This window comes from Pseudonocardia sp. ICBG601, assembly GCF_020496245.1.
This window is the reverse complement of the sequence record NZ_JAHLJA010000208.1, coordinates 24628-39187: the sequence shown is the minus strand read 5'-3', so window position 1 is coordinate 39187 and position 14560 is coordinate 24628. Positions and strand designations below refer to the sequence as shown.

General features: G+C 73.3%; 12 protein-coding genes, 1 tRNA gene and 2 pseudogenes. 8 read left to right on the top strand and 7 right to left on the bottom strand.

What is annotated here, in order from left to right; all coding sequences use genetic code 11:
* The coding region (locus KPL57_RS71250; protein WP_308253285.1) for a hypothetical protein at positions 1-195 on the bottom strand (195 nt) is incomplete at its 3' end.
* Here KPL57_RS71250 and KPL57_RS71245 point away from each other — a divergent pair.
* The 3 genes and pseudogenes from KPL57_RS71245 to KPL57_RS60640 all read left to right on the top strand — a co-directional run bounded on the left by KPL57_RS71245 (position 194) and on the right by KPL57_RS60640 (position 3405).
* Complete coding sequence (locus KPL57_RS71245; protein WP_308253283.1) at positions 194-562, top strand: proton-conducting transporter membrane subunit; 369 nt, start codon at positions 194-196, stop codon at positions 560-562. The genes KPL57_RS71250 and KPL57_RS71245 overlap by 2 nt on opposite strands.
* Positions 563-769: 207 nt before the next feature.
* Positions 770-2381, top strand: a pseudogene (gene nuoN, locus KPL57_RS60645) (NADH-quinone oxidoreductase subunit NuoN).
* Between the two features lie 48 nt (positions 2382-2429).
* Positions 2430-3405: pseudogene (locus KPL57_RS60640) on the top strand (polyprenyl synthetase family protein).
* On the opposite strand, the gene KPL57_RS60635 reads toward KPL57_RS60640, so the two are convergent.
* Together KPL57_RS60635 and KPL57_RS60630 are read right to left on the bottom strand one after the other, a co-directional pair.
* On the bottom strand, positions 3381-3662 hold the full coding sequence (locus tag KPL57_RS60635; RefSeq protein WP_226358925.1) for a hypothetical protein: 282 nt from the start codon (positions 3660-3662) through the stop codon (positions 3381-3383). The pseudogene KPL57_RS60640 and the gene KPL57_RS60635 sit on opposite strands and share 25 nt — an antisense overlap.
* Before the next feature lie 93 nt (positions 3663-3755).
* Complete coding sequence (locus KPL57_RS60630) at positions 3756-4235, bottom strand: hypothetical protein (protein ID WP_226358924.1); 480 nt, start codon at positions 4233-4235, stop codon at positions 3756-3758.
* A 1066-nt stretch (positions 4236-5301) separates the two neighbouring features.
* Here KPL57_RS60630 and KPL57_RS60625 point away from each other — a divergent pair.
* Positions 5302-5643 (top strand): hypothetical protein, encoded by a 342-nt coding sequence (locus KPL57_RS60625; RefSeq protein ID WP_226358923.1) that lies wholly within the window; start codon positions 5302-5304, stop codon positions 5641-5643.
* Between the two features lie 75 nt (positions 5644-5718).
* On the opposite strand, the gene KPL57_RS60620 is transcribed toward KPL57_RS60625, so the two are convergent.
* The 3 genes from KPL57_RS60620 to KPL57_RS60610 all read right to left on the bottom strand — a co-directional run bounded on the left by KPL57_RS60620 (position 5719) and on the right by KPL57_RS60610 (position 9775).
* Positions 5719-6936, bottom strand: a complete 1218-nt coding sequence (locus tag KPL57_RS60620; protein WP_374203961.1) for a 2-oxoacid:ferredoxin oxidoreductase subunit beta — start codon at positions 6934-6936, stop codon at positions 5719-5721.
* Positions 6933-8876: a 2-oxoacid:acceptor oxidoreductase subunit alpha gene (locus KPL57_RS60615; protein WP_226358922.1), complete on the bottom strand. Its 1944-nt coding sequence runs from the start codon at positions 8874-8876 to the stop codon at positions 6933-6935. Before KPL57_RS60615 ends, KPL57_RS60620 begins: the two co-directional genes overlap by 4 nt.
* A gap of 125 nt (positions 8877-9001) precedes the next feature.
* Positions 9002-9775, bottom strand: a complete 774-nt coding sequence (locus KPL57_RS60610; RefSeq protein WP_226358921.1) for an enoyl-CoA hydratase — start codon at positions 9773-9775, stop codon at positions 9002-9004.
* Between the two features lie 145 nt (positions 9776-9920).
* On the opposite strand from KPL57_RS60610, the gene htpX reads away from it, so the two are divergent.
* The 3 genes from htpX to KPL57_RS60595 all read left to right on the top strand — a co-directional run bounded on the left by htpX (position 9921) and on the right by KPL57_RS60595 (position 13333).
* Positions 9921-10781, top strand: coding sequence for a zinc metalloprotease HtpX (gene htpX / locus KPL57_RS60605; RefSeq protein ID WP_075310056.1), 861 nt, complete (start codon positions 9921-9923; stop codon positions 10779-10781).
* Positions 10782-10893: 112 nt separating this feature from the next.
* Complete coding sequence (locus tag KPL57_RS60600; RefSeq protein ID WP_226358920.1) at positions 10894-11820, top strand: hypothetical protein; 927 nt, start codon at positions 10894-10896, stop codon at positions 11818-11820.
* 28 nt (positions 11821-11848) lie between these two features.
* Positions 11849-13333 (top strand): amidase, encoded by a 1485-nt coding sequence (locus tag KPL57_RS60595; protein ID WP_226358930.1) that lies wholly within the window; start codon positions 11849-11851, stop codon positions 13331-13333.
* 178 nt (positions 13334-13511) lie between these two features.
* Here the strand turns inward: KPL57_RS60595 and KPL57_RS60590 are convergent, their stop codons facing one another.
* The gene (locus KPL57_RS60590; protein WP_226358929.1) at positions 13512-14045 is read right to left on the bottom strand and encodes a YajQ family cyclic di-GMP-binding protein; all 534 of its coding nucleotides are present in this window, start codon (positions 14043-14045) and stop codon (positions 13512-13514) included.
* 49 nt (positions 14046-14094) lie between these two features.
* Here KPL57_RS60590 and KPL57_RS60585 point away from each other — a divergent pair.
* Positions 14095-14176 (top strand) — tRNA-Tyr (locus KPL57_RS60585).
* Positions 14177-14560 lie beyond the last annotated feature (384 nt).

Here is a 14560-nt window from a genome sequence, read left to right as displayed (position 1 = left end):
GCAGGCCAGCCAGGTCCTCGCGCCGCTGGTGCTGGTGCTCGCCGTCGCCGGATCGTCTACGCCGCGCTGCTGGCGGTCGCCCAGACCGACATGGGTCGGTTCGTCGCCTACACCTCGGTGGCACACTTCGGCTTCATCGCGCTCGGGGGTGTTCGCGTTCTCCAGCCAGGCCTTCGCCGGCGCGACGCTGTACATGGTCAACCACGGTCTCTCGACCGGCATGCTGTTCGTGATGGTCGGCGTGCTGATCAGCCGCGGCGGCTCGCGCCTGATCGCCGACTACGGCGGCGTCGCGAAGATCGCGCCGGTGATGGCGGGCTGCCTGCTGCTGGCCGGGATGAGCTCGCTGGCGCTGCCCGCACGAACTCGTTCGTCTCGGTTCCTGGTGCTGGTCGGGTCGTTCCCGAACCGGCCGGTGTTCACCGTGATCGCGACGATCGGCATCATCTTCGCCGCTCTCTACGTGCTCTGGTTCTACCAGCGCACGATGCAGGCCCGGTGCGCGGCACCGCGGTCATGGCGGCGCTGGAGCGCGGTGGCGCGGGCGGCCCGGGGTCGATGATCGACCCGGCGGTCGCCGCGCAGCGCACGGGCTCCGGCTTCCCCGACCTCACGGCCCGTGAGATCGGCGTGCTCGCGCCGCTGATCGTCGCGATCGTGGTGCTCGGCTTCTACCCGGGCCCGGTGCTCGACCTGATCAACCCGTCGGTGACGGCGACGATGACCGAGCTCGGCCTGCCCGACCCGGTCGTCGCTGGAGGATCGCTCGATGAGCTCGTTGGTTCTCCCCGCCCAGGTGGCCCCGATCGAGATGCCCGCGGTCGACTGGGCGGCCACCGCGCCGCTGTGGATCGTGTTCGCGGGTGCCTGCGTGTCGGTGCTGCTGGAGGCGTTTCTCCCGCGGCACCAGCGCTGGCCCGTGCAGGTGCTGCTGACCGGCCTGACGCTGGTCGCGGCGCTCGTCGCGCTGGCCGGGTACGCGCTCGGGTCCCCGGCCGCCGTGCTGACCTTCGGCACCGCCCTGTCGGTGGACGCGCCGGCGCTGTTCCTCTGGGGCACGTTGATCGTCCTCGCGATCCCCAGCCTGCTGCTGATCGCGGACCGGTCGGTGGAGCGGGCGGGGTGTTCGTCGCCTCGGCCGCCGAGCGGGCCGCGGTCCGCGCCGGCGGCGGCCCCGCCACCCCGGTCGGCGGTGAGCACGTCGACCGCTCCTACGGGGCGCCCGACGAGGCACCGACGATGCAGACCGAGCCGTTCCCGTTCGTGCTGTTCGCGCTCGGCGGCATGATGGCCTTCGTCGCGGCGAACGACCTGCTGACGATGTTCATCGCGCTCGAGGTCCTGTCGCTGCCGCTGTACCTGATGTGCGGGCTGGCGCGCCGCCGCCGGCTGCTGTCGCAGGAGTCCGCGGTCAAGTACTTCCTGCTGGGTGCGTTCGGCTCGGCGTTCTCCTCTACGGCATCGCGCTGCTCTACGGCTACGCGGGCTCGGTGCGCCTCTCGGCGATCTCGCAGGCCGCCGCGGGCACCCTGGCCTCGGACACACTGCTGTTCGCGGGTCTGGCGCTGCTGCTGGTGGGGCTGCTGTTCAAGGGCTCGGTGGCCCCGTTCCACACCTGGACCCCTGACGTCTACCAGGGCGCCCCGACGCCGGTCACGGCGTTCATGGCTGCCTGCACGAAGGTCGCCGCGTTCGGCGCGATCGCCCGGGTGCTCTACGTCGGCTTCGGCAGCACCGTGTGGGAGTGGCGCGGCGTGCTGTGGGTGGTCGCGGTCGTGTCGATGGTCGTCGGCGCGGTGCTGGGGCTCACCAGACCGACGTGAAGCGCATGATCGCCTACTCCTCGATCGCGCACGCCGGGTTCATCCTGCTCGGCGCGATGGCGCTGACCCCGCAGGGCACCGCGGCCTGATGTTCTACCTGCTGGCCTACGGCTTCACGACGGTCGCGGTCTTCGGGATCATCTCGCTGGTCCGCACCGGTGATGACGGCGAGGCTCGGACCTGGCGGCCTGGGCGGGCCTGGCGAAGCGGTCCCCGCTCGTCGCCGGGATCATGACGTTCCTGCTGCTCGCGCTCGCCGGGATCCCGCTGACCAGCGGGTTCACCGCCAAGTTCGCGGTGTTCTCGGCGGCGTCGGCGGACGGCATGGTGCCGCTCGTGGTGATCGCGCTGGTCGCGTCCGCGGTGGCCGCGTTCTTCTACCTGCGCATCGTGGTGCTCATGTACTTCTCCGAGCCCGCCCAGGACGGTCCGGCCGTCGTCGTGCCCGGGGCGTTCACCACCGTGGCCATCACACTGGGCACGCTGGCGACCCTCGTTCTCGGGATTCTTCCCACACCTGTCCTCGAATGGGCCGCCAGCGGCGCGTTCGCGGGCTGAGATTCGTACGCTGTGGGGGTGGAGACACAGAGCGTGGCCGGGATCCGGATGGCCGATCCGGTCCTGGCCGAGGCCACGGCGGACGGGCTGAAGCGGGTCGAGGACCTGCTGCACCGCGAGGTGCACAGCGACTACGAGTTCGTCACCGAGACCTCGTTGCACCTCATCGAGGCCGGCGGGAAGCGGTTCCGGCCGCTGTTCACGCTGCTCGCGGCCCAGGTGGGACCGCATCCCGAACGCGACGAGGTGATCACGGCGGCCGCCGTGGTGGAGCTGATCCACCTGGCGACGCTGTACCACGACGACGTGATGGACGAGGCGTCCATGCGGCGGGGCGCGGAGTCCGCGAACTCGCGCTGGGACAACTCGGTCGCGATCCTGACCGGGGACTTCCTGTTCGCACACGCGTCGCGGCTGGTGGCCGACCTCGGCCCGGACGCGGTGCGGATCATCGCCGAGACGTTCGCGCTGCTGGTGACCGGCCAGATGCGCGAGACCCGGGGCCCCAAGGCGTCGGACGACCCGGTGCAGCACTACCTGCGGGTGGTCGCGGAGAAGACCGGTCGCTCATCGCGACCTCGGGCCGGTACGGCGGCATGTTCTCCGGTGCGCCGACGGAGCACGTCGAGGCGCTGCGGACCTTCGGCGAGGTCATCGGGGCCGCGTTCCAGATCTCCGACGACATCATCGACATCGCGTCGCCGTCGGACGACTCGGGCAAGACGCCCGGCACCGACCTGCGCGAGGGCGTGCACACCCTGCCGATGCTCTACGCCCTGCGCGACGGCGACGACTCCGCCGACGCGCGCAGGCTGCGGCAGCTGCTGGCCGCCCCGATCAGCGACGACGACGAGGTGGCCGAGGCGCTGGAGCTGCTCCGCTCCGGTGACGCGCTGGTCAAGGCCCGCGAGACCGTCGCCGGGTACGCCGACCCGCGCGTGCCGAGCTGGCGGTGCTGCCGCCGTGCCCGGCGATCGAGGCGCTGCGGACGCTGACCGACTACACGGTGGAGCGGGTGGGCTGAGCCGCCGCTGGGCGTCGCCGTCGCAGCAGGTCGACGGTGAACACCACCAGCGCCAGCCAGACGAGGGCGAACCCCGCCCAGCGGGCCGGGGCCATCGGCTGTCCGACGACCAGCACGCCCCACAGGAACTGCAGCGTGGGGTTGACGTAGAGCAGCACCCCGAGGGTCGTGAGCGGCAGCCGTCGCGCCGCGGCGCCGTAGGCAGCAGCGGCAGCGCCGTCGCCGGACCCGCGGACAGCATGAGCAGCAGGTGCCACGGGCCCGTGCCCGGTGAACGTGCCGCCGCCCGGTGAGCGCCAGGACGACGAGGAACACCGCGGCCGGCACGACGAGCACGAGGCCCTCCGCGGTCACCCGGCCGCGGCGGGCAGCGGCGCGGTCGCCTTGAACAGCCCGTAGATCCCGAACGAGCAGGCCAGGGCCATCGACAGCCACGGCACGTGCCGTTGCCGACGGCGATGACCACGACGGCCGTCGCCGCCAGCCCCAGCGCCACCCACTGCGCGGGCCGCAGCCGCTCCCGCAGGACCGAGGACGCCGAACAGCACCCCGACCAGCGGGGTCATGTAGTAGCCGAGCGCGGACTCGACGACCAGCCCCACCGAGACGCCCCAGATGAACAGGCCCCAGTTCACCGCGATGAACACCGCGGCGGCGGCCGTCGCGAGCCACCCGCGGAGACCGAGCCCGCGCACGTCGCCCCAGCCGCGCAGCACGGTCAGCACCACCGCCATCAGCACGGCGGTCCACAGCACGCGGTGGGCGAGGACCTCCAGCGGCGCCGCGGGGTCCAGCAGCGGCCAGAACGCCGGGAACAGGCCCCACAGCACGTACGCGCCGACGCCCGCGGCGAGCCCGGCGGGGTTCCGCTCACTCCGTTCGGGTGTGGTTCGTTCGGGGGAACGGGCGCGGTCATGGTCGCTTCGGGTGGTGGGTCACGGGCACGATGATCCGGTACGGGTGTGCCACCGCGCGCGGTGACGGCGAGGCGGGCACGATCCGTGATACCAAGCACGGCGACAGCGGTCCGGGAGGGTCCCGGGCGGACGGAGGTCCGGCATGGGCTGGATGTGGGTACTGCTGGCGTGCTCGTGGTACTCGTGGCGGCAGGGGTGCTGGTGTCCCGCCGCCGCGCAGGGGCCGTCGAGGACGGTCCGGAGGCCACGGGTGCGCCCGGCACGGTGGAGGCGTCCGACGGGCCCGGCCCGGGGAGCGGACCCGGGACCGTGGGGCTGTTCGAGCCCGTCGGGGAGGCCGACCCGGCCCGGGTGACCGGGGCGACCACCCGCCGCCGGACAGCGCACCGCCACCGTCCGCCGTGGCCGACGGTGCGGGGGAGCAGGTCGTCCCACCGGCAGCCCGCCCCGGGGTGGCCGCCGACGTGCCGGCCGGCTCCGAGGCGCCCGGTCCCTCGCCGGCCGCCGCGAGCGGGACCGCGGCCACGGGTGGGACCGCCGCCGTGGGCGGGACCGGCCCCACCGGGGCTGACGGACCCGTCGGCCTCACCGGGGCGGACGGACCCGCGACCGACGAACCCGTTGCCGTAGCCCAGGACGCCCCGGCCCACGGCGACCTGGCCCACGGGCACGACAGCGCTGCCCAAGATGAGCCGGCCGAGGGCGATCTGGCCGAGGGCCATCTGGCCGAGAGCGCTCCGGCCGAGGAGGCCCCGGCCGAGGACGGCCCGGCCGACGGCAGCGCGGCTCACGACGCCCCGGCCCAGGTCGCCGCGGCTCGCGATGAGCCGGCCGAGGGCGGTCTGACCGAGGACGCGTCGGCCGAGAAAGCCCCGGCCGACGGCGACGCGGCCCAGGACGACGCGGCAGCCCCCCCGCCGACCGGTCGTGGGAACCGGGCGGCAGCGCCGGAGCACCGGACGGTGCCACGGCACCCGCGGTGCCCCTTCCCCGCCCCGAGAGCAACCCCGCGCCGCAGGACGCGGCGGCCGAGGACGACGACGAGCCGTCCGGCCGGCACGCCCTGCGCGACGACGTCGAACCGGCGCCGCTACCCGAGCCGGCCCCCGCGTCGGACGACGACGGCCCGCCCGCACCGTTGCCGATCCCGTCGCGGACGCGGCAGCCCGCCGGTGGTTCGGCGCTGGCGGCGCTCGACTCCCTGATCATCGGCCCGTCGGCGGCGTCCGAGCCGCTGCCCCCGGGCGTGCGGCCCGGCCCGTACCCGGACTCGGTGCTCGCACCCCCGACGGCGGCGACCCGCCCGAGACACACCGGGTGAAGGTGCACAGCGGGTCGCGGCGGTTCCATCCGCCCGAGTCGCCCTACTACGTCCGTACGCGGGCGGACCTCTACTTCACCGCGGAGGGGCCGCCGCCGGGCGGCCGGGTTCATCGCGTGGAACGAACGCCCCGGGGCCCGCTGAGCCCGGACACCGGTGGACGCACGACGGCCCCGGTACTCCCTGGGAGTGCCGGGGCCGTCGTCGGTCGCGGGCCGGTCCTAGACGATGGTCCAGGTGTCGCGGGGCCGTTGAGCAGGGCCTGCAGGTCGGCGTCGGGCTTGGCGTCCTTCGCGGCCTGGACCGGGCGCGTGCGGCGTCGTCGTAGGTGGGGCGGTCGGTGTTGCGGAAGACCCCGGTGACGGTGTGGGTGAGGTCCTGGTCCGAGAGCCGGGACAGGGCGAAGGCGAGCTCGTGGTCGGTCTGGTCGTGGACCACGATCGTCGCGGGGTCGACCGACGCGGTCTCGACGACGGCGAGGCCGAACCCGTCCTGGACGACCGCGTGCGAGCCGCGTCCGTCCTCACCCGGGGCGCCGAAGGTGATCGGCTCGCCGTGGGTGAGGGGGATGAGCCGGTTCTCGTTGTCGCCGCGGCGCAGGACGTCGAAGCTGCCGTCGTTGAAGATGGGGCAGTCCTGGAAGATCTCGACCAGGGCGGAGCCGCGGTGCTCGGCCGCAGCCTGCAGCACGGCGGTGAGGCTCTTTGCGGTCGGAGTCCAGGGCCGCCCGAACGAACGACGCCTCGGCGCCAGCGCCAGCGAGATCGGGTTGAACGGGTGGTCGAGCGAGCCCATGGGGGTGGACTTGGTGACCTTCCCGACCTCGGAGGTGGGCGAGTACTGGCCCTTGGTCAGGCCGTAGATCCGGTTGTTGAACAGCAGGATCTTGATGTTGACGTTGCGGCGCAGCGCGTGGATGAGGTGGTTGCCGCCGATGGACAGGGCGTCGCCGTCACCGGTGACGACCCACACCGACAGGTCCTCCCGCGAGGTCGCCAGCCCGGTCGCGATGGTCGGGGCGCGACCGTGGATGGAGTGCATCCCGTAGGTGTTGAGGTAGTACGGGAAGCGGCTCGAGCAGCCGATCCCGGAGACGAACACGGTGTTCTCGCGCTTGATGCCCAGGGTGGGCAGGAACTGGCGGACCGCGGCGAGGACGGCGTAGTCGCCGCAGCCGGGACACCAGCGGACCTCCTGGTCGGAGGTGTAGTCCTTCGCGGTCTGCTTCGCGTCCGTCGTCGGGACCCCGTCGAGGCCGCCGATGGACGGCAGACCGAGATCGGTGGCGGTCATGCCTGCGCTCCAGTGGTCTCGTTGGCGGGCCGTGGGGTGGTGTCGGCCGCGGACTCCGGGTGCTTGCCGGTGAGGTAGTCGAGGAACACGTCCTGCAGCTCCTCGGCGCCGAAGGGGAGCCCCGCGACCTTGGTGTAGCTCTTGACGTCGACCAGGTGGCGGGCGCGCAGCAGCATGGCGAGCTGGCCGAGGTTCATCTCGGGGCAGAGCACCGTGCGGTAGCGGCCCAGGATCTCGCCGAGGTTGGCCGGCATCGGGTTGAGGTTGCGCAGGTGCACCGTGGCGACCGAGTGGCCGAGCTTGCGCACCCGCCGCGCCGCGGCGTTGATCGGGCCGAAGGTCGACCCCCAGCCGACGACGAGGAAGTCCGCGTCGCCGTCGGGGTCGTCGACCACGAGGTCGGGCACCTCGATGCCGTCGATCTTGGCCTGGCGCAGCCGGACCATGCGGTCGTGGTTGTCGGGGTCGTAGGAGATCGAGCCGCGCCCGTCGGCCTTCTCCAGCCCGCCGACGCGGTGCTCCAGACCTGCGGTGCCGGGGATCGCCCACGGCCGGGCCAGGGTCTCGGGGTCACGCAGGTACGGCCAGAACTCGCCGGACCCGTCGGGGGCGTTGGGCTCGGTCGCGAACCCCGGGTCCACGGTCGGCAGGGACTCGACGTCGGGGATCTTCCACGGCTCGGAGCCGTTGGCCAGCGCGCCGTCGGACAGCAGCATCACCGGGGTGCGGTAGCGCACGGCCATCGCGGCGGCCTCGACCGCGGCGATGAAGCAGTCGCCAGGGGTGCAGGGGGCGATCACCGGGAGCGGGGCCTCGCCGTTGCGCCCGTGCAGGGCCTGGAGCAGGTCGGCCTGCTCGGTCTTGGTGGGCAGCCCCGTCGAGGGGCCGCCGCGCTGCACGTCGATCACCAGCAGCGGAAGCTCCAGGGCCACGGCCAGGCCGACGGTCTCGGCCTTGAGCGCGATCCCCGGACCCGAGGTGGTGGTGACGCCGAGCGCGCCGCCGAACGCCGCGCCCAGCGCGGCGCCGACGCCGGAGATCTCGTCCTCGGCCTGGAAGGTGGTCACGCCGAAGGCCTTGTGCTTGGACAGCTCGTGGAGGATGTCCGAGGCCGGGGTGATCGGGTAGGTGCCCAGGAACACCGGCAGGCTCGTCGTGCGTCCGGCGGCGATGATCCCGCACGCGAGCGCGACGTTCCCGGTGATCTGCCGGTAGGTCCCCGGCGCGAGCCGTGCCGGGGCGACCTCGTAGGTGACCGCGAACGCCTCGGTCGTCTCGCCGTAGGCGTGCCCGGCGCGGAAGGCCAGGATGTTGGCCTCGGCGATGTCGGGCTTCTTCGCGAACTTCTCCCGCAGGAACCGCTCGGTCGACTCCGAGGGCCGGTGGTACATCCACGACAGCAGACCCAGGGCGAACATGTTCTTCGCCCGCTCGGCGTCCTTCTTGGACAGCCCGGTCTCCTCCAGGGCGCCCCGGGTCAGGGTCGCCATCGCGACCCCGTGCACCGCGTAGGGTTCCAGGGAGCCGTCCTCGAGCGGGTTCGCCGCGTACCCGACCTTGGTCAGGTTCCGCTTGGTGAACTCGTCGGTGTTCACGATCAGCACGCCGCCGTGGGGCAGGTCACCGATGTTGGCCTTCAACGCCGCCGGGTTCATCGCCACCAGCACGTCCGGGCGGTCCCCCGGAGTGAGGATGTCGTAGTTCGCGAAGTGCAGCTGGAACGACGACACCCCCGGCAGCGTCCCGGCAGGAGCCCGGATCTCCGCGGGGAAGTTCGGCAGCGTCGACAGGTCGTTGCCGAAGTTCGCGGTCTCGGAGGTGAAGCGGTCACCCGTCAGCTGCATGCCGTCACCGGAGTCGCCGGCGAACCGGATGACCACCCGGTCGCGCTGCACGACCTCGGAGTCGCGTGCCTCGACGGGAGTGTCGCTGGTCGTCATGGGCTGATGGTCCCCAGTTCGGCGTCGAATTGTCCCTCGATACATCGAGGTTAACTCCCGGTTCGTCCCCCTGTCCGGAGACCCGGGATCACGTCACATGGCCCGCGTCACGTTCGTGCCGCGGGTCACTTCCTGCTGATCTTCTTCTGCAGCGCCGCGACGCGTTCCGCGAACGCCTCGGAGTGCACGGTCTCGGCCTGGGCACGGACCTCGATGTCGGTGGCGTCGGCGTGCGCGTCGAGCCGGGAGGTGATCCGCATCGTCGCCTTGGTCGTGACGATCAGGTCCCGCGGCGCGGCGGCGGCCCGGCCCGCGAGCTCACGGGCGCCGGCCATCAGGTCCTCGTCGCTGTCGTAGGCGCGCCAGACCAGACCGACGCGCTCGGCCTCGCGGGCGTCGAGGACGTCGCCGAACAGGGTCATCGCGGCGCTGCCCTGGGCGCCGAGAGCGCGCTGGGCCATCCACGTGTAGCCGCCGCCGGGGTGCAGGCCCAGCTGCATGAAGCGGACGTCGAACCGTGCGGTCGGGCCGGCCAGCCGGACGTCGCAGGCCAGGGCGAGGTTGATCCCCGCGCCGACGGCGGCGCCGTTGACCGCGGCCAGGGTCGGCAGCGGGGAGGAGGCGATGGCGAGGAACCCGGAGTAGACGCGCTTGAGCGTCGCCGGGTCGGCCTGCTGCAGCTCCGCGAGGTCGCCGCCGGCGCAGAACGCGGGCTCCTGACCGGTGACGACGATCGCGCCGACCGAGTCGTCGGCGTTCGCGGCCTCGACGGCGGCGACGAGCTTCTGCGACAGGTCCAGGTTCAGCGCGTTGCGTCGTGCCGGGTTCGACACGGTGAGCACCGCGACACCGTCGGTGACCTCGGTCCGGACCTCTGTCGTGACATCGCCGTCGCTCATGGACCCGACTCTTCCGCGCCGGGCCGGCCTCCCGCACGTGGCGGGTGCCCCGGGCCGGGCCCCGGTCACACCCGGGAACGCGCTGCCCGGTTCGTCCGTTGAGAAGGGTGACCCCAGCAGGACCGCACGGAAAGGTGACCCCGGCGTGCACAGCCACATGAACGGTCTGAAGACGGCCGTCCTCCTCGGCGCGATGAGCGCCCTGATCCTCGCGATCGGCGGGGTCCTGGGTGGCCGCGGCGGACTGGTCATCGCCCTGGTCGTCGCGTTCGCCGTGAACGGGTGGGCCTACTTCAACTCGGCGAAGATGGCGCTGCGGTCGATGCACGCCCAGCCGATCACCGAGGCCGAGTACCCCCAGCTGTTCCGGATCGTCCGCGAGCTGAGCCAGCGGGCCCGCCAGCCCATGCCGTCGCTGCACATCAGCCCGACCGACGCACCCAACGCGTTCGCCACCGGCCGCAACCCGCGGCACGCCGCGGTGTGCGTGACCACCGGTCTGCTGCACCTCCTCGACGAGCGCGAGCTGCGCGCGGTCATCGGCCACGAGCTCAGCCACGTCTACAACCGCGACATCCTGATCTCCTCGATCGCCGGAGCGCTCGCCTCGGCGGTGTCGTTCCTCGCGAACTTCGCGATGTTCGCCTCGATCTTCGGCGGCAACGACGAGGACCGCCCGAACCCGATCGCGATCATCCTGGTCGCGCTCCTCGGCCCGATCGCGGCCGGCGTGGTGCAGATGGCCGTCAGCCGGTCGCGGGAGTACCAGGCCGACGCCTCGGGGGCCGAGCTCACCGGGGACCCGTTGGGCCTGGCCTCGGCGCTGCACAAGCTCAAGTACGGCACCGCGGCCGCCCCGCTGCCTCCGGACCCGCGGCTCACGGCGCAGTCGCACCTGATGATCGCGAACCCGTTCCGGCCCGGCGAGAAGATGGCGAGGTGGTTCTCCACCCACCCGCCGATCGAGGACCGGATCGCGCGGCTCCAGCAGATGGTCCGCCGCTGACCGGACCGTTCCGAGGGTGGTTGCGCGACCCCGGGTCGCTGTTCCGTAACGGTTCGGGGTGCCGGGAGCGATGAAGCTCTCAGAGCAGAGCTCCCCCTGCGGAAGAGGACCCATGAGCGAGACCCCGTCCCAGAAGCCCCGCCACGAGCTCACCGACACCGGTGAGACCCCGTCGGTGCCGCTCCAGGGTGGCCCGGTCGAGGTCCCGTCACCGGCCCGCCCGGGGGACGACGTGGTCACCGAGGCCGGCCCGGACGAGCCGGTCGCGCTGCCGTCGGCCCGACCGTCCTCGGCCGCCGACACCCCGGTCGCGCCGACGGTCGCCGAGGCGGACACCACGACCTCCTCCGACCCGGACCCGGACCCGGACCCGGCCACGGACGCCGACGCTCCGGCCGGCCCCACCCCCGCCGCGGGAACGACGCCGCCGGAGCCCCGCTCCTCCCGCCCCGCGGCGCCGCACACGGCGCCGGGCGGCGGGTCCTCCGACGACGCACCGACCACCGCGCTGCCCGTCGTCCCGCGCCCCCGCGACGCAGCCGGGCCCGGCGGCCGGCGTCCCGGCCAGGTCCCGCCACGGCAGGTCCCGGGCGGCCACGTCCCCGGCCACGTTCTGCCCCGGCAGGCCCCGGGCGGTCACGTCCCCGGGCAGTACGCCCCGGCGGGCCCGCGGCACCCGGCCCGCCCGCCCGCGGCCCGGCATCCCTTCACGGGCCGACCCTCGGCGGGCCAGCGCCCGCCCGTGCGGTTCCCGTCGGGCCCCCCGGCCCAGGCCCCGACCGTCCGGCGGCACCCCGAGCCGGTCCGCCGGGCCCCGCTTCCCGAGCCGGTCCGTCAGGCCCCGCTCCCCGAGGGTGGCGCGGCCCGGGCCTCCGGCGGATTCCGGCTGCCCGACTTCCCGGCTCGCACCCGGCCGGTGCTGCCGGCCGTCCTGGGTGCCGCGGCCGCGGTCGTCCTGGCTCTCGGCATCGTCGTCGGGGTCACCGGTACCTCGGACGCGTCCCCGGCGCCGGCGCCCGCCCCGGTGTCCACCCCCTGACCGATCTGTTTGTATCCCCGCCGTGGGGATCTCCTGGGACGACTACCGCAACCACGACGCCGTCGGGCTGGCCGCGCTCGTCGCCGCGGGTGAGGTGAGCGCAGCCGACCTGCTGGAGGCCGCCGTCGCCCGCGCCGACGCCGTCGAGCCGGGCATCAACGCCATCCGGCTGCGGCTCGACGACGCCGCCCGCTCCCGTGCACGCGGCCCGCTGAGCGGGCCGTTCGCGGGTGTCCCGTTCCTGGTGAAGGACCTCGCCCAGCACATCGCCGGGGTCCCGACGGCCTCCGGTTCCCGCCCGCTCGCCGACCACCCGCGACCCGAAACGTCGACGGTGGTCCGGCGCTGGACCGAGGCCGGTCTCGTGGTGTTCGGACGCACGGCGACTCCCGAGTTCGGCGCCCGTGCCGTCACCGAGCCCGCGCTCGGCGGGCCGACCCGCAACCCGTGGGACCCCGCCCGCACCCCCGGCGGCAGCTCCGGGGGGTCCGCCGCGGCCGTCGCCGCCGGGATCGTCCCCGCGGCCGGCGCGAGCGACGGCGGCGGCTCCATCCGCATCCCGGCCGCCGCCTGCGGGCTGTTCGGGCTCAAGCCCGGCCGCGGCGTGACGCCGTCCGGGCCGGACGTCGCGGAGGGCTTCCACGGCGCGGCGGTACAGGGCGTGCTGTCGCGGACCGTGCGGGACTCGGCCGCGCTGCTCGACGTGACGGCCGGGCCGGAACCGGAGGGTCCCTACGTCGTGCGCCCGCCGGAGCGCCCCTACGCCGACGCCGTCCGGGACGACCCGGCGCCGCTGCGGATCGGGCTGGCCACCGCGTCGCCGCTGGGTACCGAGGTCGACCCGGAGGCGGTCGCCGCGGCCACCGACGCCGCCGAGCTGTTGACCTCGCTCGGGCACGTCGTGGAGGAGTCCGCCCCCGCCCTCGACGGCCGGGCGCTGGCCACCGACTTCCTCACCACCTGGTTCTCCACGATCTCGGCCCAGGTGGCCTCGGCGCGGGCGCTGACCGGCTGCGGCGACGACGCCTTCGAGACGGAGACGCGGGTGATGGCCGCGATCGGGCGTGCCACCCCGGCGCCGGACTACCTCGCCGCGCTCACCCGCCGCCAGGACCACACCCGCGCACTGGCCACGTTCCACGAGCGCTACGACCTGCTCCTCACCCCGACCCTGGCCCGGCCGCCGTGGCCGATCGGGGAGCTGGCCCTGCCGGCCGCGGCCCGGATCGGGGCGCAGGCGCTGCTGCGGGCCGGCGCGTCCGGCCTGTTCGGACGGCTCGGGCTGGTGGAGAGCCTGGTCGACGCCAACTTCGCCCCGGTCCCCTTCACCCAGCTGGCGAACCTGACCGGGCGGCCCGCGTCGTCGGTGCCGCTGTACCGGACGGCGTCCGGGCTGCCGCTGGGCGTGCAGTTCGTCGGGCGGCCGGGCTCGGAGCCGCTGCTGCTGGCGCTGGCGGCGCAGCTGGAGCGGGCGCGGCCGTGGGCGCACTTGCGGCCGACGCCGCCGGTCTAGAGGAGCCGGGTCAGGTCACGGTGGAGCAGGCCACGCCTGCGGCCGCCGTGAACACCTACGTCGGGTACTGGCCGGACGCCGTCGACCAGACCCGGACGCTGGTGTACTCCGCGCACGGTTGTACCGGGCTTGTACCCGGCACCCTGAGCCAGGGCTTCAGCAGCTCAGGGCCGGTTGGTCACCGGTAGTTGGTGAACTGCAGCGCGATGCCGAAGTCCTTGGACTTGAGCAGCGCGATGACGGCCTGCAGGTCGTCCTTCTTCTTGCCCGAGACGCGCAGCTGGTCGCCCTGGATCTGCGCCTGGACGCCCTTGAGCTTCTCGTCGCGGATGGCCTTGCTGATCTCCTTGGCCTTGTCCTGCGCGATGCCCTGGAGGATCCTGCCGCTCGCCTTGTAGGTCTTGCCGGAGATCTGCGGCTCATCGGCCTCGAACGCCTTCAGGGAGATCTGCCGCTTGATCAGCTTCTCCTTGAAGACCTCGATGCCGGCGAGCAGCCGCTCCTCGGTCTCCGACTCGAAGGTCAGAGCCTCCTCGCCGGCCCAGGCGATCGTGGTGTTGGTGCCGCGGAAGTCGAAGCGCTGCGACAGCTCCTTCGCGGCCTGGTTCAGGGCGTTGTCGACCTCCTGGCGGTCCACCTTGCTCACGACGTCGAACGACGGGTCGGCCCTCTCCTCCGGGTCGGTCGGGGACCCCTCGGCGGGGTCGTTCAGGTCGTGTCGTATCCTCGTTCACGCACTCAGCGAGACCGAGATGCACCCCGGCTGGTTGCCCGAGCGGCCAAAGGGAGCGGACTGTAAATCCGTCGGCGTAGCCTTCCCAGGTTCGAATCCTGGACCAGCCACAGCACGTGAAAGAGACCCCCGACCAGCGGAAACGCCGGAACCGGGGGTCTCTTTCGTTGTCCGGGTGTGTCCGGCTCCGGACGGCTCGTGACGGGTGTTCACGGACCATGCACGGACTGATCTTGGTCGCGGAGCGCGTCCTCCACGCGGCGGCGGACCGCGTCGTCCTGACCGGCGACGCACGTGGTCGTACGCGAACTGCGGTCGGCTACATCGCCACATCACAGGATCCGTGGTGGGCGAACAGGAGAGTCATTGCCCCGGGGGCTGACGTCCCTGTCCCGTAGTTGCGCCCCTCTCGGACCTGACTTTGGTCACCCGAGCCTGGTTTCGCAGCTTGTGCTGCGCTGAGCTGCGGTGATGTGTTTGCGCGGGAGCGGTGT